Annotated in this window: 15 protein-coding genes; 6 read left to right on the top strand and 9 right to left on the bottom strand. The window is 60.9% G+C overall.

Annotated elements, in window-relative coordinates:
- The first annotated feature begins 1 nt into the window (after position 1).
- From mutL to miaA, 3 genes are read left to right on the top strand one after another with little or no spacing between them, the layout of a single operon-like run.
- On the top strand, positions 2–1,927 hold the full coding sequence (gene mutL, locus ACYQ1A_RS18990) for a DNA mismatch repair endonuclease MutL (protein WP_499364594.1): 1,926 nt from the start codon (positions 2–4) through the stop codon (positions 1,925–1,927).
- Entirely contained in the window at positions 1,927–2,700 is a 774-nt protein-coding gene (locus tag ACYQ1A_RS18985; RefSeq protein WP_499364591.1) for a hypothetical protein, read from the top strand. The genes mutL and ACYQ1A_RS18985 overlap by 1 nt, the downstream gene beginning before the upstream one ends.
- Positions 2,700–3,635: a tRNA (adenosine(37)-N6)-dimethylallyltransferase MiaA gene (miaA, locus tag ACYQ1A_RS18980; protein ID WP_499364589.1), complete on the top strand. Its 936-nt coding sequence runs from the start codon at positions 2,700–2,702 to the stop codon at positions 3,633–3,635. Before ACYQ1A_RS18985 ends, miaA begins: the two co-directional genes overlap by 1 nt.
- Positions 3,636–3,945: 310 nt before the next feature.
- Here the strand turns inward: miaA and rpsT are convergent, their stop codons facing one another.
- Positions 3,946–4,212 carry a 30S ribosomal protein S20 gene (gene rpsT / locus ACYQ1A_RS18975; RefSeq protein ID WP_062223370.1) on the bottom strand — a complete coding sequence of 89 codons (267 nt, stop codon included), beginning with the start codon at positions 4,210–4,212 and terminating at the stop codon, positions 3,946–3,948.
- 180 nt (positions 4,213–4,392) lie between these two features.
- Between rpsT and murJ the strand changes: the two genes are divergently transcribed.
- Positions 4,393–5,931: a murein biosynthesis integral membrane protein MurJ gene (gene murJ / locus ACYQ1A_RS18970; RefSeq protein ID WP_499364585.1), complete on the top strand. Its 1,539-nt coding sequence runs from the start codon at positions 4,393–4,395 to the stop codon at positions 5,929–5,931.
- A 72-nt stretch (positions 5,932–6,003) separates the two neighbouring features.
- On the opposite strand, the gene ACYQ1A_RS18965 is transcribed toward murJ, so the two are convergent.
- On the bottom strand, positions 6,004–7,254 hold the full coding sequence (locus ACYQ1A_RS18965) for an ABC transporter substrate-binding protein (protein ID WP_499364583.1): 1,251 nt from the start codon (positions 7,252–7,254) through the stop codon (positions 6,004–6,006).
- Positions 7,255–7,495: 241 nt separating this feature from the next.
- On the opposite strand from ACYQ1A_RS18965, the gene gntR reads away from it, so the two are divergent.
- Positions 7,496–8,518 (top strand): HTH-type transcriptional regulator GntR, encoded by a 1,023-nt coding sequence (gene gntR / locus ACYQ1A_RS18960; RefSeq protein WP_499364581.1) that lies wholly within the window; start codon positions 7,496–7,498, stop codon positions 8,516–8,518.
- A 16-nt stretch (positions 8,519–8,534) separates the two neighbouring features.
- Here gntR and feoB read toward each other — a convergent pair whose 3' ends face one another.
- The 7 genes from feoB to dusB form a co-directional block, all read right to left on the bottom strand.
- Complete coding sequence (feoB, locus tag ACYQ1A_RS18955) at positions 8,535–10,310, bottom strand: ferrous iron transport protein B (protein ID WP_062223372.1); 1,776 nt, start codon at positions 10,308–10,310, stop codon at positions 8,535–8,537.
- Positions 10,307–10,546: a FeoA family protein gene (locus ACYQ1A_RS18950; RefSeq protein WP_499364578.1), complete on the bottom strand. Its 240-nt coding sequence runs from the start codon at positions 10,544–10,546 to the stop codon at positions 10,307–10,309. Before ACYQ1A_RS18950 ends, feoB begins: the two co-directional genes overlap by 4 nt.
- Before the next feature lie 136 nt (positions 10,547–10,682).
- Complete coding sequence (gene purD, locus ACYQ1A_RS18945) at positions 10,683–11,972, bottom strand: phosphoribosylamine--glycine ligase (protein ID WP_499364576.1); 1,290 nt, start codon at positions 11,970–11,972, stop codon at positions 10,683–10,685.
- A gap of 21 nt (positions 11,973–11,993) precedes the next feature.
- Positions 11,994–12,563 carry a lipid IV(A) palmitoyltransferase PagP gene (locus tag ACYQ1A_RS18940; RefSeq protein WP_499364574.1) on the bottom strand — a complete coding sequence of 190 codons (570 nt, stop codon included), beginning with the start codon at positions 12,561–12,563 and terminating at the stop codon, positions 11,994–11,996.
- A gap of 109 nt (positions 12,564–12,672) precedes the next feature.
- The gene (gene purH / locus ACYQ1A_RS18935; RefSeq protein ID WP_499364570.1) at positions 12,673–14,235 is read right to left on the bottom strand and encodes a bifunctional phosphoribosylaminoimidazolecarboxamide formyltransferase/IMP cyclohydrolase; all 1,563 of its coding nucleotides are present in this window, start codon (positions 14,233–14,235) and stop codon (positions 12,673–12,675) included.
- A 145-nt stretch (positions 14,236–14,380) separates the two neighbouring features.
- Entirely contained in the window at positions 14,381–14,644 is a 264-nt protein-coding gene (gene fis / locus ACYQ1A_RS18930) for a DNA-binding transcriptional regulator Fis (RefSeq protein WP_053937566.1), read from the bottom strand.
- A 133-nt stretch (positions 14,645–14,777) separates the two neighbouring features.
- A complete protein-coding gene (gene dusB / locus ACYQ1A_RS18925; RefSeq protein ID WP_499364565.1) occupies positions 14,778–15,824 on the bottom strand; it encodes a tRNA dihydrouridine synthase DusB in 1,047 nt (348 codons plus the stop codon).
- 233 nt (positions 15,825–16,057) lie between these two features.
- Between dusB and nagA the strand changes: the two genes are divergently transcribed.
- Positions 16,058–17,167, top strand: a complete 1,110-nt coding sequence (gene nagA / locus ACYQ1A_RS18920) for an N-acetylglucosamine-6-phosphate deacetylase (RefSeq protein WP_499364563.1) — start codon at positions 16,058–16,060, stop codon at positions 17,165–17,167.
- Positions 17,168–17,283: the final 116 nt, after the last annotated feature.

Below are 17,283 nucleotides of genomic sequence, written 5' to 3'. Positions count from 1 at the left end.
CATGCCGCGCATACAGCTTTTATCTGATCAACTGGTTAACCAGATCGCTGCCGGCGAAGTGGTTGAACGGCCTGCTTCCGCGCTGAAAGAACTGCTGGAAAACAGCCTGGATGCCGGTTCGGAAAACATCGGCATCGAGCTGATTGCTGGCGGCACCAAGTTGATCAAGGTGATCGACGACGGCCATGGCATCGAGCGCGATGATCTGGCGCTGGCCTTGCATCGCCACGCCACCAGCAAGATCCGCGACTTTGATGATTTGCAGAAGGTGGCCACGCTGGGTTTCCGCGGCGAAGGCCTGGCCTCGATTGCTTCGGTCAGCCGCCTGACGCTGACCAGCCGCTTTGATGGCGCGCCGCATGCGTGGCGGGTGGAATCCGATCATGGCCGCTTGCATGAGCCGGAACCGGCCGCCCTTGCGGTCGGCACCACTATCGAAGTGCACGATCTGTATTACCAGACCCCCGCCCGGCGTAAGTTTCTTAAATCCGACAGTACCGAATTTGCGCATTGCGAAGACATGGTCACGCGCCTGGCGCTGGCCAATCCGGACAAACAGTTCACCCTGATCCATAACAGCCGCGCCAATCTGCGTGTGATGCGTGGCGACGTACACAAGCGTTGCGCCGCCTTGTTGGGCGATGATTTTGCGCTGCACGCGGTGCAAATCGACGAAGCGGCAGGCCCGCTGCGCTTGTGGGGTCTGGCCGGTAGCCCCACCCAATCCAAGGCGAGCCGTGACGCGCAGTACTTTTTTGTGAACGGCCGCTTTGTGCGCGACAAGGTCATTGCCCACGCATTACGCGAAGCCTATCGCGACGTGCTGCACCATGACCGTCACGCCAGTTGGTGTTTGTTCCTTGAGCTTGATCCGGAAGGCGTGGACGTCAACGTGCATCCAACCAAGATCGAAGTGCGCTTCCGCGAATCGCAAGCCATCTACCGTTTTCTGCTGACCAGCCTGAAGAAAGCGCTGGCCACTACCCGCGCCGGGCAAGTACCGGCCGGCATCGACCCGGAAACCGGCGAATTGCTGGTTGCGCCTGCGGCATCGCACCTGAGCGAACTCGCCCCCGCCCCCGCCCCCGCCCCCATTGCACCCGCCGCAGCGCCGCAACAAACGCCGTGGCGGCAACAGCCGATGCCGATGGGCGTGGTGCGTGAGCCGATGGCGATGTATGACCGTATGTTTGGTGATCTGCGCCGCGACCCCGCCGCTGAGCCCGGCGCAGCCAGCAGCGCGCCCGCCCCCATGTTTACCGCAAACGGGTTTGCGCCCACCCCATCCACTCGCCCCGCTTATACGCCACCCCGCGTCATGCCGGCAGACAGCGAAGACGGCATTCCGCCACTGGGCTTTGCGCTAGCGCAATTGCACGGCGTGTACATCCTGGCGCAGGCGGCCGAAGGCATGGTGGTGGTCGATATGCATGCGGCACACGAACGCGTGGTTTACGAGAAGCTCAAGAACGCGCTTGATCTTGAACAAATGCCCATGCAGCCCTTGCTGATCCCGCATCTGTTCAGTGCGGATCGCTTTGAGGTGGCCACCGTCGAAGACAACGCCGATGCATTCAGCAAAATCGGCTTTGATTTATCGGTGGCCTCACCCACCCAGATTGCGATCCGCGGCATTCCGATGTTGTTGAAAGACGCCGATGCGGTGGAACTGGCACGCTCGGTGATCAAGGACGTGCGCGAAGTTGGCGCCAGCCAGATGCTGACCGGGCGCCAGAACGAGTTGCTGGCGACCATGGCTTGCCACGGCGCCGTGCGCGCCAACCGTGCGCTGACCATTCCGGAAATGAACGCCCTGCTGCGCGAAATGGAAGCCACCGAGCGCTCGGGCCAATGCAATCACGGCCGGCCCACCTGGTTCCGCCTCGGCATGCACGATCTGGACAAACTGTTTATGCGAGGCCAGTAATGAGCCTGGCGCTGGCGACCAAGTTGCTGGCTGGCCCCATCGTGATTGGCCTGGCCAGCCTGGCCGGCAAACGCTGGGGCCCGAATGTGGCGGGCATGATCGGCGGCTTGCCGCTGGTGGCCGGCTGCGTGACGCTGGCGCTGTGGCTGGCCTTTGGGCAGGACTACGCACTGGCCACCGCCCGCTCGGCGCCTTCGGGTTTATGGGCCAACGCTGTGTATATGCTGGCGCTCGGCTATACCTTTGGCCGTCTGGGCTGGCGCGGCAGTTTGCTCTGCGGCTGGCTGGCCTATCTGGCGGTGGCCGTGACTTTGGCGCTGACTGGTCTGGCGCAGCAGCAGTGGGTTTGTATCAGCGCGCTGGGCGCATTGGCACTGGCCATCAAATTGCTGCCGCGCCCCACGGGTTTGCCGCGTGGCGCGCCTATGCCGCACTCCGAACTGGCCATCCGCATGGCCGCAGCCTTTGTCCTGGTGGCCGGGCTGAGCAGCTTGTCGCAAACCTTGGGCCAATCGCTCACCGGGGTGCTTTCGGGCGGGCCGGTTGCCGCCACGGTTATCCCGGCGTTTACCATGCTCAGCGGCGATCGCAATGCCTTGCTGTTTCAATTACGCGGCTTTCTGACCGGCCTGATCGGCTTTGGCCTGTGCTTTCTGGCCTTGCCCGCGCTGGCTCAGCTTATGGGCGGCTGGGCCGCGATTCCCGCTGCGCTGATCGCCATGGGCACCAGCATGGTTTTATCCACGATTTCCCGTCGACGAGCGCGCGCCTGATGTCGCAACTGCCTACTGCCATTTTCTTGATGGGCCCCACTGCCAGCGGCAAAACCGCATCAGCCATTGAACTGGTCAGCAGCGGTCTGCCGGTGGAATTGATTTCGGTCGATTCAGCGTTGGTATTCCGCGATATGGATGTCGGCACCGCCAAGCCCACGCCGCAAGAACTGGCGCGGGCACCACATCATCTGATCGACATTATTTCGCCCGAAGCCAGTTATTCCGCCGCGCGCTTTCGCGAGGATGCGCTGGCCTTGATGGCCGAGATCACCGCGCGCGGCAAAGTGCCGGTGCTGGTGGGCGGCACCATGCTGTATTTCAATACGCTGCAACATGGCATGCATGATCTGCCACAAGCCGACGCGGCATTGCGCGTGCAACTGGAAGCCGACGCAGCTGAACACGGTTGGCCTGCGCTGCACGCGCGCCTGGCGCAGCTTGATCCGATTACCGCAGCACGGCTGGAGCCGGGCGACAGCCAGCGCATCGGCCGCGCGCTGGAAGTGTGCATGCTCAGCGGCCAGCCGATGTCGACGCTGCTGGCGGCCCCCGCCGCCGCCCCGCTACCCTATCGCTTGCTGAAGCTGGGCCTGATTCCGAGCGACCGCAGCGTGCTGCATGGCCGCATCAACCAGCGCTTTAGCCAGATGCTGGACGATGGTTTGCTGGATGAAGTGAGCGATCTGCGGCGGCAGTACGCGCTGTCGTTGGAGCTGCCGTCGATGCGCTGCGTCGGCTATCGCCAGGCATGGGAATATCTGGACGGCCTGTTTGATCTGCAGACGCTGGAAGACAAAGGCAGCGCCGCCACCCGGCAGTTGGCCAAGCGCCAGCTGACGTGGCTGCGCGGTATGGACGATGTAACGCCGGTGGATTGCGTGGACCAGCGCGTAGCAGATGACGTGGCGCGGGCTGTCAAAAACTGGCTGTGAGCATAGGGTGGGTCGAGACCCACCACCCAAGGTGGCAACCAGGCCCACCAGCGTATGCGTTTCTGGATATGGCTTTGAATGGTGGGTCTAGACCCACCACTCAAGGTGGCGACCAGGCCCACTAGCGTATGCGTTTTTGGAAATGGCTTTGAATGGTGGGTCTAGACCCACCACCCAAAGTGGCAACTTGGCCCGCCAGCGTATGTGTTTTTGGAAATGGCTTTGAATGGTGGGTCTAGACCCACCCTATGTAATGGACGTAAAAAAACCCGCCGGAGCGGGTTTTTTGTGAAGCTTCCAGCTACAACAATCAAACAGCCATGGCCTTGATTGCAGCAGACAGACGGCTCTTATGACGAGCTGCCTTGTTCTTGTGGAAGATCTTCTTGTCGGCGAGGCTGTCAATCGTGCTTACCGAAGCCTGGTAAACGATTTGAGCAGCGGCCTTGTCGCCAGCTTCAACAGCCTTCAGCACCTTCTTGACCGCAGTGCGGAATGCCGAACGCTGACTAGCATTATGTTGACGGGCCACTTCGGCCTGACGCGCACGCTTGCGGGCTTGGGCGCTGTTTGCCATGTGTTCTAACTCCTGACGATATCTTTGGTTACCCGAAACTGCTACAGCAACGGGCTGAGGCCAATTCGGAAACCGCCGATTCTAGCGGAGCTGGCAGCGCAATGCAACTTCTCTGTTGCACCCCACATTCGATATGATGCGACCTTCATATCAAAACGCCCTCCACAGATAAACCCGTCTATGAATCTGCTCAAATCGCTGGCCACCACCAGTTCCATGACGCTGGCCTCGCGCGTGCTTGGCTTTGCGCGTGATGCCATCGTGGCCCGCATGTTTGGCGCCACCATGGCCACCGATGCCTTCAACGTGGCCTTCAAACTGCCCAACCTGCTGCGACGTATTTTTGCTGAAGGCGCATTTTCACAAGCCTTTGTGCCCATCCTGGCCGAATACAAAAACACGCAAGGCGAAGAAGCCACGCGCATTTTCGTCTCGTATATCGCCGGCCTGCTGACCTTGGTGCTGGCCGTAGTCACCGTGCTCGGCATTATCGGCGCACCCATCGTGCTGTGGATTACCGCGCCTGGTTTTGCCAATACGCCCGAACGCTTTGATCTGACGGTGCACCTGCTGCGCATTACCTTTCCGTATATTTTTCTGATTTCGCTGGCGTCATTAGCGGGCGGCATACTCAACACCTGGAACCGCTTTTCCGTGCCCGCGTTTGCGCCGACCTTGCTGAATGTCTCGCAAATCTTTTTTGCCCTGGTGATAGCGCCGCATTTCGCGCAGCCGATTGTGGCGCTGGCGTGGGGGGTGATTGCGGGCGGCATACTGCAATTGGGCTATCAACTGCCGCATCTCAAAAAGATTGGCATGCTGGTCCTGCCGCGTTTGCAATTCAAGGACGCCGGCGTCTGGCGCGTGCTACGGCAAATGGGGCCAGCGATTTTCAGCGTGTCGGTGGGGCAGATTTCTTTGCTGATCAACACCATCTTTGCCTCGTGGCTGCGCCCCGGTTCGATTTCGTGGATGTATTACGCGGACCGTTTGATGGAATTTCCCACCGGCGTGCTGGGCGTGGCGCTGGGCACCATCCTGTTGCCATCGCTGGCCAAGGCACATGCCAGCAAAAGCCCGGAAGAATATTCGCGCCTGCTCGATTGGGGTTTGCGTTTGTGCATGCTGCTGGCTTTGCCGTCGGCCGTGGCTTTGGCAGTGATTTCCGGGCCGCTGGTATCGTCGCTGTTCCAATATCAAAAGTTTGGCGCGTTCGATGCCTGGATGACCCAGCAAGCGCTGATCGCCTATGCGGTGGGCTTGATCGGTCTGATCATGGTCAAGATCCTGGCGCCTGGCTTCTATGCACGGCAGGACATCAAAACGCCGGTCAAGATGGCGGTGATTACGCTGGTGTTTACCCAGCTGATGAACCTGGCCTTTATCTGGAAACTGCAACACGCGGGCCTGGCGCTGGCGATTGGTCTGGGCGCATGTTGCAACGCCAGCCTGCTGTACTGGCAACTGCGCCGCAAAAACATCTTTACGCCGCAGCCGGGCTGGGCGCTGTTCATGCTCAAGCTGGTGATGGGTGTGGTGGTGATGGCGGCGGTACTGGGCGCTGTGATGTGGCTGATGCCCGCGTGGGATACCGGCCTGATGCCGATCCGGATTGCGCGACTGGGCGTGCTGGTTGCGGCGGGGTTGCTGGCGTATTTCGGCACGCTGGGCGCGCTGGGTTTCCGTCCGGGCCAGTTTAGCCGCAGCGCCGTACAGTAAGCGTTGCCTGCAATAAAAACGGGCGCGTCATCCACGACGCGCCCGTTTTTTATTGCGATAAACCTTGGGGGTTTATTTGGTCAGCGCTGCCGCCGCAATCTTCTCGGCCGCAGCTTGCGGGCTCATGCTGTCATCGTTCCAGAACTGCCCGGCCACGTCATAAATTGCGCCTTCCACGGCAGGCGAAATCGCCATATCGTGCGCCCAGCTCGGCACCAGCGTGCCTTTGGCGGCGGCAGCTTTAAAGTCTTCGGCCGACTTTTTGCCGCACTCGTCAAACTTGCTCAGATCCATACCCTGGCGCGCTGGAATCGAGCCTTTGTACAAGTTAAATGTTTCCTGGAATTCCGGGCTCATCAGCAAGCCTGCCAGGTCGCGTTGGCCTTTGGCGGCGTCTTTGTCTTTCAGCTTGAAGAAGGCAAACGAATCGACGTTAAACGTATACGCACCGGCGCTGCCCGGCGCGGCCACGCACAGATAATCCACGCCCGCGCGCTTGCCCGCCACGCTGAACTCGCCCTTGGCCCAATCCCCCATAAACTGCATGGCTGCCTTGCCGTTAATGACCATGGCCGTGGCCAGATTCCAGTCGCGGCCCGCATTGGCCTTGTCGGTGTAGCCCTTCACTTTGCGATAGGATTCCAGCACTTTGATCATGGTCGGGCCTTTCAGCGCCGATTGGTCCAGCTTTACAAAGGCTTTTTTGTAGAAGTCCGCACCGCCGACGCCCAACGCCACGGTTTCGAGTAATTCTGCTTCTTGCCACGACTGGCCGCCGATGGCGACGGGCTGGATGCCGGCTTTTTGCAGCGCGTCGGCGGTCTTGAAGAATTCGTCCCAGGTGGTCGGCGCTTTGGCGTTCACTTTTTTGAGCGCATCGGCGTTAATCCACAGCCAGTTAACGCGGTGCACATTAACCGGCGCAGCCACGTATTGGCCTTTGTATTTCATGACGTTGGCCACGACCGGCGGCAATACTTTGTCCCAGTTGTCTTTTTTGGCGACGTCATCAATCGACACCAGCACGCCCTGATCGCCCCATTCCTGAATCGCCGGGCCTTTGAGTTGCGCCGCCGCCGGTGGGTTGCCCGAGACGACCCGGGTCTTGAGCGCGGTCATCGCGTTTTCGCCGGCGCCCCCCGCCACGGCAAAGTCTTTCCAGTGATCGCCCTTGGCTTCGAGCATTTTTTTCAGCTCACCCGCGGCCTTGGCTTCGCCGCCCGAGGTCCAGTAATGCAGCACTTCAACATCTGCGGCCTGCACGGCCGTTGCACCCAGGCTGCAAACGGCCAGCGCACACAGGGTAGATTTAAGGTTTGCCATTGCTTGCGACTCCGGTCTGCGTGGCGAGCACGCGATATGGGCGGTGGGCGCAGCGATCAACTGATGCTGCGCAGTGATGTTGTCAGAAATTTTCGACTACATTGGCACTGATGTTAACGTTAACAGCCACCACCGCATCAATAAATGAATAACCTGATGCCAGCACGTGTGGCGGCGATCCGTGGGCGGTTTGCGGTATGCTTGCCGCGCTGTTTTAACCAGACTGAAATAGAAGCACCGCATGCCCAGAAAACCCAAACCACGCGCCTCGCGTGCCGCCACGCTGCATGATGTCGCAGCGCAAGTGGGCGTTAGCGCCATTACCGTTTCGCGGGCATTGAATACGCCCGAGCGGGTGTCCGAGGCCGTACGCGCACGCATCCTGGCGGCCGTCGATGAGTTGGGCTATGTACCCAATCGCTCGGCGCGCACGCTGGTGTCGTCGCGCTCGCAGACCGTGGTGGTGCTGATTCCGTCGCTGTCCAATACCGTGTTTATCGATACCCTGGCGGGCATCAATGACGTGCTGGACCCGCATCACTATCAAATCCTGATCGGCAATACCGGCTACGACGACGCGCGTGAAGAGCGCTTGCTGCGCACCTATCTGTCGCACGCGCCGGATGGCATTTTGCTGACCGGCCTGCGGCAGACGGCAGGCATGCGCACGTGGCTGGATAAATTGCAGATTCCAGTCGTGCATATGATGGGGCTGGATCCGCAAGCCGAGCGTTATTGCGTAGGCTTCTCGCAGCAAGAGGCGGGCGATACGCTGACGCGACATTTGCTGGCGCGCGGTTATCGCAACGTCGCGTTTTTTGGCGCGCGCCTGGATGAGCGCGTGTTGCAACGCGCCGCTGGTTATCGTCAGGCCTTGCAACAGGCGGGCATTTATCGCCAGGACCTGGAATGGCTGACGCCAGAACATTCCGGCATTGGCCTCGGCGCGCAAATGATTGCCACGGCCTTGCAAGAACATCCGGAGATTGATGCGGTGTTTTGCTGCAATGATGACCTGGCGCTGGGTGTGTTGACCTATTGCCAGCGCAACGGCATTGCCGTGCCGCAGCGGCTGGCGGTGGCGGGCTTCAATGATCTGGATGGCGCCGCCTGGGCCACGCCCACGCTGACCACCATCCGCACGCCGCGGTACGACATCGGCCATGCTGCGGCCGGGATGTTGCTGGATTTGATGTCCGGCAAAACCCCGCCCGCCCCGGGTCGCGATCTGGGCTTTAGCCTGCAGGTGCGCGAAAGCACTTGAGCCGTGGCCACCCCGGCTAGCCAAAGAACCAGCGCGCGCTTTGGTAAAACACAAAGCACAACACCCACGCCAGCCCTAGCGACCACGCCACTGATCCCGCAGCAAACCAGTTGCTTTTCGACTCTTTGCGCAGGGTGGCGATGGTGGCTACGCACGGCACGTAAATCAACGAAAACAGCATGAAAGACAGCGCGGCCAGATGATCCATGCTGCCCGCCAGGTGATGCGCCAACGCCGCACCTTCGGTACCGGTAATCACGGCCAGCGCGCCCAGCACCACTTCTTTGGCGACAAAGCCAAAGATCAAGGCCACTGCCATTTCGGACTGGATGCCGATCGGTGTCAGCACCGGCGCCATGGCCCGCGCCAGCATTTCGGCAAAGCTGTTATGCGCGTCGGGGTAATGGGTGAGAAACCAGACCAGCACCACGCCCGCCACGATCATGGTCGAAGCCATTTGCAGAAACGAGCGGCATTCCCCCCAGCCACGGGCAAACATCTGGCGCCATAAAGGCAGACGGTAAGGCGGTAATTCCAGCGCAAACGGCTCGCTGCACATCTGCCGACCGCGCAACAACCATGCCGTGCCCAGCGCCACCAGCAGGCTGATCAGATACAGCCCGGTCAGCACCCACGGCGCCTGGCTCTGGGTAAACAACGCCGCAGTCAAAAACAGAAAGATCTGCAAGCGCGCCGAGCACAAGGCAAACGGGATGGTCAGCATGGTCAAACGCCGCCCACGTGGATCGCGGATCACCCGCGTACCCATCAGCGCGGGCACATTGCAGCCAAAGCCCATCATCAGCATGACAAAGCCGCGTCCATCCAGCCCCACCCGGCTCATCAGCCCGTCCATCATGAAAGCGGCGCGGGCAAAGTAGCCGGAATCTTCGATCACCGCCATCAGCATAAAGAACAGCAGGATCAGCGGCGCAAACGACATCACCGTGCTGACGCCGTCATACAGACCATCCAGCAAGATGCCCTGCAGCAACGGGGGTGCATGCGCTAGCGCGGGTTGCAGCGCGGCGCTGCGAAACCAGCTGAACAGATCGCCTATCCAGTCCTGCAAGGGGGTGCCCAGGGTAAAGGTGAGCTGGAACAGCGCAAACATGGTCAGCACAAACAGCGGCAGCCCGGCGGCCGGATGCAGAATCCAGTGATCGATGCGCGCGGTCGGGCCTGCGGCCAGCGTGGGCGGATGACGTACATGTTTGCGCCACAATTCGACTTCGGCGGCATGCCAGTCGGCAGCCGGGGTGGCGTGGGCCAGATCGAGCGGCTGATGCGATGGCACCTCCAGCATCCGCGCCAGCGCCTGGCGCAATTCGGCGATCCCCTCTCCCAGCCGGGCCGATACCGCCAGCACCGCGCAACCAAGCTGGGCGGCCAGGCCGGGTACGTCAATTTCGATGCCGGCCTGGCGCGCTTCGTCGCGCATATTCAGCACCACCAACAAGGGCGCGCCCAGCGCTTTAAGTTGCAATACCAGCGCCAACTGCCGTGCCAGCTGGCTGGCATTCAGCACCACCACCAGCGCATGCAAGGGCGTGGCGGCCAGAAACTGCTGCGCCACGCGCTCATCCTCGGCGCCACCGCTTAGATCATAAATGCCCGGCAAGTCGACCAGCCGTGCCATCTGCGCGCCCAACAACACGCGCTGGGTGGCCAGTTCCACCGTCAGCCCCGGCCAGTTGGCCACGCGCGCATTGCCGCCAGTCAACCGATTAAACAAGGTGGATTTGCCGGTATTGGGCATGCCCACCAGCGCGATTTGACGCGGGCCGCTCATAAGGTCACCTCGTCGCTCACCGTAATAAAGGCCGCATGGACGCGGCGTAGCATCAGCTCGGTATGGCTATCGACGCGGATCTGCAACGGTCCGTGCCAACCGGCTTTGCGCAAGACGGTGACCTGGCAACCATGGCGCAAGCCCATGGCCGCAAGGCGGCGGGTTAACTCAACGGGGGTAGCCAGATCGAGCACCGTGGCGGACTGGTGCAATGGCAGGGCGAGCAAAGAGGACATTGGGCGGCTCACAAATAAGAATGATTCTCAGAATGAGCATAATGCGAGCCGTGAGCGCCCCCGACTTTGATGTCGGTCAACGCCCGGCCAAGGTAGTCCGGGCGTTGTGACTACTATCAATAATTGCTGCTAAAGCTTACGCCTGCGCCTTAGGTGCGCGGCCTATGGCCCGCCAGCCAATATCGCGACGGAATTGCGCGCCATCAAATTCAATGCCTGCCAGCAATTCATAAGCGCGCTTTTGCGCAGCGGCAAAGTTCTCGCCAAACGCCGTTACACACAACACGCGGCCACCGCTGGTTTGTGGCGCGCCATCGGCATTTAGCGACGTACCGGCGTGGAACACGTGGCCATCATCGGCCGCAGCGGGCAGATTGCGGATGACGTCACCTTTGCGCGGGGTGTCCGGGTAATTGGCCGCAGCCATCACCACGCCCAGCGCCACGCGGCGATCCCATTCCACTTCGGCTTTATCCAGCGTGCCATTCACAGCGTGCTCCACCAGCGGCACCAGATCGCTCTTCAGGCGCAGCATGATGGGCTGGGTTTCCGGGTCGCCCATGCGGCAATTGAATTCCAGCGTTTTGACCGCGCCATCCGGGCTGATCATCAGGCCGGCGTACAAAAAGCCGGTGTAGACAATGCCGTCGCGCGCCATGCCTTGCACGGTGGGCAGAATGATTTCGCGCATGGCCCTGGCGTGGATTTCCGGCGTCACCACCGGGGCCGGGCTATAGGCGCCCATGCCGCCGGTATTGGGGCCTTCGTCGGCGTCGAGCAAGCGCTTGTGATCCTGGCTCGAAGCCAGCGGCAGCACGTTCTTGCCATCCACCATCACAATAAAGCTGGCTTCTTCGCCGGTGAGGAATTCTTCGATCACCACGCGCGCGCCGGCATCGCCCAGTTTGTTATCTGACAGCATGGCGTCGATGGCGTCATGCGCTTCTTGCAGCGACATCGCCACCACCACGCCTTTGCCGGCGGCCAGGCCATCGGCCTTGATCACGATGGGCGCGCCTTTGGCGTCCACATATGCATGCGCCTGGGTGGCGTCGGAGAAGGTCTCGTAATCAGCAGTCGGGATGTTGTGGCGCTTCATGAACGCCTTGGCAAAGTCCTTGGAGCTTTCCAGTTGCGCCGCCGCTTTGGCCGGGCCAAAGATCTTGAGGCCGGCCGCGCGGAACGCATCCACCACGCCTTGCGACAACGGGGCTTCGGGGCCGACCACCGTCAGTTGCACATGCTCTTTTTGCGCAAAGGCCACCAGTTCCTGAATGTCGGTGATTTCGACATTGGTCAGATCGGGTTCCAGCGCGGTGCCCGCATTGCCCGGCGCCACGAATACTTTGGTCACGCGCGTGGATTGCGCCAACTTCCAGGCCAGCGCGTGTTCCCGCCCGCCATTACCGATTACCAGCACATTCATCTCGATTTCCCTGCTTTTTAATTAGTACTCGTAACGCCCGAAAAAGAAGGCGACGTTGCCGTGATTGAAACCACCGCCCACTTTGGGGATAAAGGTGCCCATCACCGAAAGCTTGTCGTAGCGCACTGCAGCCAGCGGCAGCACGATCGGAAACGGTATGCCGCCAAAAATATCGCGGCGCGAAGTCAGCCCGGCGGTATACCCCGCCGCCACGGCCCATTGCCCGGCGACCGGGGCAAACCACAGTTTTGCGTAGCCAGCCAGCAGTTCGGGCTTGTAATGCGAATCTGAAAACGCCAGGCCATAGACGATTTCGTCGTTGCCATGCTCGTCGGTGGTATGCCGACCGTAGCCCAGGCCCCACGCATGATCATTAAAGGTTTTGCGTTTTTCTTCGTCGTAGGTGGCCGGATCGTGCCACGTGTAACCCGAGAAATACAGATCGGGGCTGCCATTGCTCACCGTGTTATCCACGCGCTGACAGGCCGCGTTGATCCAGTCACCCATGCCCGTACAGTCGATGGCGCGGGCGCTTGAACTTGCAATCAGCGCGCTCAGGAGCAGCCCGCCTGCATGCCAATGTTTTCTCATAAAGATTCTTTATAAAAAAAAACATGTCACGGCTTGCAGGCACTCCACTCTGCCCGCCTGCCTCGTGTAATGGATACACCAGAGGCAGGCGCCCGGCAGAGACGACTGCTTAGTGGCGGAAGTGGCGGATGCCCGTCACCACCATGGCAATGCCGTGCTCATCGGCTGCGGCAATCACTTCTTCGTCGCGCACCGAACCACCCGGCTGGATGATGGCGGATACGCCATTTTCAGCGATGACATCCACCCCGTCACGGAACGGGAAGAACGCATCCGATGCCGCCACCGACCCACGCAGTTCCAGACCGGCGTTGCGCGCCTTGATGGCGGCAATGCGCGTGGAATCAACGCGGCTCATCTGACCGGCGCCGATACCCAGGGTCTGCCCCTTGCCGCAGAACACGATGGCGTTCGACTTGACGAACTTGGCCACGCGCCAGGCAAACAGCAAATCACCCAGTTGTGCCGGGGTCGGTGCTTTTTTGGTGACCACTTTCAGATCATTCAGTGTCAGCGCGTGCAGATCCGGCGTCTGCACCAGCAAGCCACCGCCCACGCGCTTGACGTCAAAGTGGTTGGCGCCCGCCAGCAAAGGCACGCGCAGCACCCGTACATTGACCTTCTTTGCCAGCAAAGCCAGCGCTTCGGCGGTGTACGACGGTGCAATCAGTACTTCAAGGAATTGCGCCGCGACCGCTTGCACGGTGTCGCCATCCACTTCACGGTTAAACGCAATGATCCCGCCAAAGGCTGACGTCGGATCAGTGGCAAACGCCAGACGATAGGCACTGAAGGCATCGGCGCCAATGGCTACGCCACACGGATTGGCGTGTTTGACAATCACGCAGGCCGGTTCTTCAAACTGTTTGACGGCTTCCCACGCGGCGTCGCTGTCGGCGATGTTGTTGTACGACAGTTCTTTGCCTTGCAGTTGTTCATAGCTGGACAAACTGCCCGCGGCCGGGTCCAGATCGCGATAAAAAGCGGCGGACTGGTGCGGGTTTTCGCCGTAGCGCATGTCCTGCACTTTGCTGAATTGCAGATTGAGGCGATCCGGCCACACTTTTTTCTCGCCATTGTCGGCCAGCGCGGTCAGATAGTTAGAGATCGCACCGTCATACGCCGCGGTATGGCTGAAGGCTTTTTTGGCCAGATTGACGCGCGTGGCTGACGACAGCGCGCCATGGTTGGCGGCCAGTTCGGCCAGCAGCGGCGCGTAATCGGCGGCGTCGGTCACGATGGCCACATGCGCATGGTTCTTGGCGGCGGAGCGCACCATGGCCGGGCCACCGATATCGATGTTTTCGATGGCGTCTTCAAACGTGCAATCGGGACGCGCGATGGTGGCTTCAAACGGGTACAGGTTGACGCAGACCAGATCGATATTGCCGATGTCGTGCTCGGACATCATGGCCACATGCGCCGGCAGATCGCGCCGACCCAGAATGCCGCCGTGGATTTTGGGATGCAGCGTCTTGACGCGGCCATCCAGCATTTCGGGGAAGCCGGTGTAATCAGCGACTTCGATCACCGGCACGTTGTGATCGGCCAGCAGGCGGGCGGTACCGCCAGTGGACAGGATTTCAACGCCGTGGCCAGCCAGTGCCTGGGCAAATTCGAGAACGCCGGTCTTGTCCGAGACACTGATCAGCGCGCGTTTGATGGTGGTCATTTGCTTTTCCTGGATTTCTGCGGGGCTAAGAAGCGCGGCACAAACATGCCGCGTCGGCTACCGGGCACGGGCTAGCCGGTGGAATATCTTGATCTCGTTCCGGTGGTCCGCCGCGCCAGCCTGGGCCCGCGTGGCGATCCCTCGGTTACAGCATGTCGTAGGTCTGCAGCTTTTTACGCAAGGTATTACGGTTGATGCCCAACACATCGGCCGCACGGGTCTGGTTGCCGGCTACATGATCCAGCACCATTTCAAGCAACGGTTTTTCCACTCGCGACAACACCATTTCATACAACGCGCACGGCGCTTCACCATCCAGATCATCAAAATACTGCTGCAAAGACGCACGGATGGCCTCGGCAATCGGATCGATCTCGCTGGTAAAGGTAAGTACTGCTGGCTGATTCATTGCTCATTCCCCAAACGGCGCCCGGTCTGTTTTATTTGTGCTGGGCGCACGGCTACTTTGTTTAAAACCTGTGCGCGGCGGCCGCTTGCAGTGTGCAAAAGCGTACCCGGGGCGCGACCCTGCTGACGGTTGCTCACGCCGCCAGCGCGGCGTCGGCGAGATCATCGCCGGCGTCCTTTGTGTTCTCGTCTTCGTATTGCAAGCGCTCGCCACGACGCGCCAGTCCGTCAAAATACTGGCGCACGGCAGCGTGTTGCGCGGCGGTGCTGTCCAGTTGATACATGGCCTGGCGGAAGGCGTTGCCATCGTGCAGGCCGCGGGTATACCAGGCGATATGTTTGCGGGCGATGCGACAACCCGAGTACTCGCCATAAAACGCGTACAGCTCATCCAGATGGCCATCCAGCACATCGCGGATTTCGCTCACTTGCGGCGGCGGCAACAGCGCACCGGTGTCCAGAAAATGCGCAATCTCTCTGAACAACCACGGCCGTCCTTGCGCCGCGCGGCCCACCATGACGGCATCTGCGCCAGTTTGCGCCAACACTTCGCGCGCTTTTTGCGGCGTATCAATATCGCCGTTTGCAATTACCGGAATGCCCACGCTTTGCTTGACCTGACGGATCAGCTCATAGCGCGCAGCGCCGTTATACATGTCTTCACGCGTGCGACCATGCACCGCCAGCGCGGCGATGCCGGCGGCTTCGGCGCGTTGCGCCACACGCAAAATATTCTCTTGGCCATTACAAAAACCCAGCCGCGTCTTGAGCGTGACCGGCACATCTACGGCTGCCACCACGGCATCAAGGATCTGGCCGACCAGGTCTTCATCTTTGAGCAGGGCTGACCCCGCCAGCTTGTTGCAGACCTTTTTGGCCGGGCAGCCCATATTGATATCGATAATCTGCGCGCCCAGTTCCACGTTCAGCCGCGCCGCCTGCGCCAGCATGGCCGGATCAGACCCGGCAATCTGCACTGCAATCGGCCCCGGCTCACCCGCATGATCCATGCGCCGCCGCGTTTTGGCGTTATCCCACAGTGCGTTATTGGCCGTGATCATCTCTGACACCGCATAACCCGCGCCAAAGTGCCGGCACAGTTGCCGGTACGGCCGGTCCGTCACCCCCGCCATGGGCGCGACAAACAGGTTATTGCGTAAGGAATACGGCCCGATCTGCATGGGTGCCTGGAGTGCGGAAAAGGCGCGAATTCTAACGCCTGCTTAAATATTGGGCAACCCAAAACCGCCCTCTGGTTGATGAGAAAACCAGCGTTTGCTGGTGTTGGCACACGCTTCGTCGGCTGTAACGTTTTTTTACTTGCAGAAGTGGCTTGGCCGTCACAATGAAGCCCGTATGTATCTTGCAACATCGGCGGCAGCATGCTGAAAGCCGCCGCTTTACTGGAGCCGCGATGTCTTCCTCACCTTATGCGAATATCCTCACCGCCGATGGCTGGCGCCTGGGCACCCTGACCAGCGACGCCGGTCGGATCAGCGCCCTCCAGGCCGCGCCAGTAAACCCTGCAAACAATACATACGGTTATGTGCTGCCCGGCTTTGTCGATCTGCATGTGCACGGGGCCGATGGCCACAATGTGATGGACGGTGCCGATGCCGCTGTGGCGATTGCGCGACGCCATGCGCAACACGGCACCACCTCGATGCTGGCGACGACAGTCAATGCGCCGCACGCCCGCTTACTGGCCGCGTTGCAGGCGCTGGCAGCGCCCATCCGGGAGCGAGCGGCAGGCGCTGCGCGTTATCTGGGCGTGCATCTGGAAGGCCCCTATGTAAACGGCGAACGTCTGGGCGGCTTGCCCGCGCATGCCCGCACGGCGGTCATGGCTGAGGTTGAGCAATATCTGGCGGCAGTGCCGGTCCGCGTGCTGACGTTGGCGCCGGAACTGGCCGGCCACGCGGAAGTGATCCAGGCGCTGACGGCGCGCGGCGTGCGGGTGCAGATCGGGCATTCCCTGGGCAGTTACGAAGACGGCGTGGCCGCGCTGGCGCACGGCGTGGCCGGGTTCACCCATCTCTATAACGCGATGTCGGTACTCAACCATCGCGCCCCGGGCATGGTGGGAGCGGCGCTGGCGCATGCGCATTACAGCGAACTGATCCCCGACCTGATCCACGTACACCCCGGCGCAATGCGCACGGCGTTTCGCGCCATCCCCAGGTTGTATTGCGTTACCGACGCCTCGGTGGCCACCGGCTTGCCCGACGGCGAATATCGCAAGGATGAGGGCCGGACGATTACCAAATGCATGGGTGGCGTGCGGCTGCCTGATGGCACGCTGGCGGGCAGCGCACTGACCATGGATGTGGCATTACGCAACCTCGTGGGCATCGGGCTGACGCTGGAAGACGCCAGCAACCGGGTGTCGCGCTATCCGGCGGAATACCTGGGTGTGGCGGATCGGGGGCGGCTGGGGATCGGGGCGTGGGCGGATTATGTGGTGCTGGACCGGGCGTTGATGGTGCAGCGGGTGGTGGTGGAGGGGGATGAGGTGGTCGGCTAGGTGTTGGGATGTGCGGTTGGGTGGGGTGGTGGGCTTTGCTGCATGTGCTTTTTTCGCTGGAGGCTTTGAGCGTTTTAGCCTGCGGGGCGTGTTTCGATGTTCGGCTTGCGCCTCGT

Source organism: Silvimonas sp. JCM 19000 (genome assembly GCF_054652575.1).
Note: the sequence above shows the minus strand (reverse complement) of the source record. Positions and strands in the feature narration are given on the sequence as shown.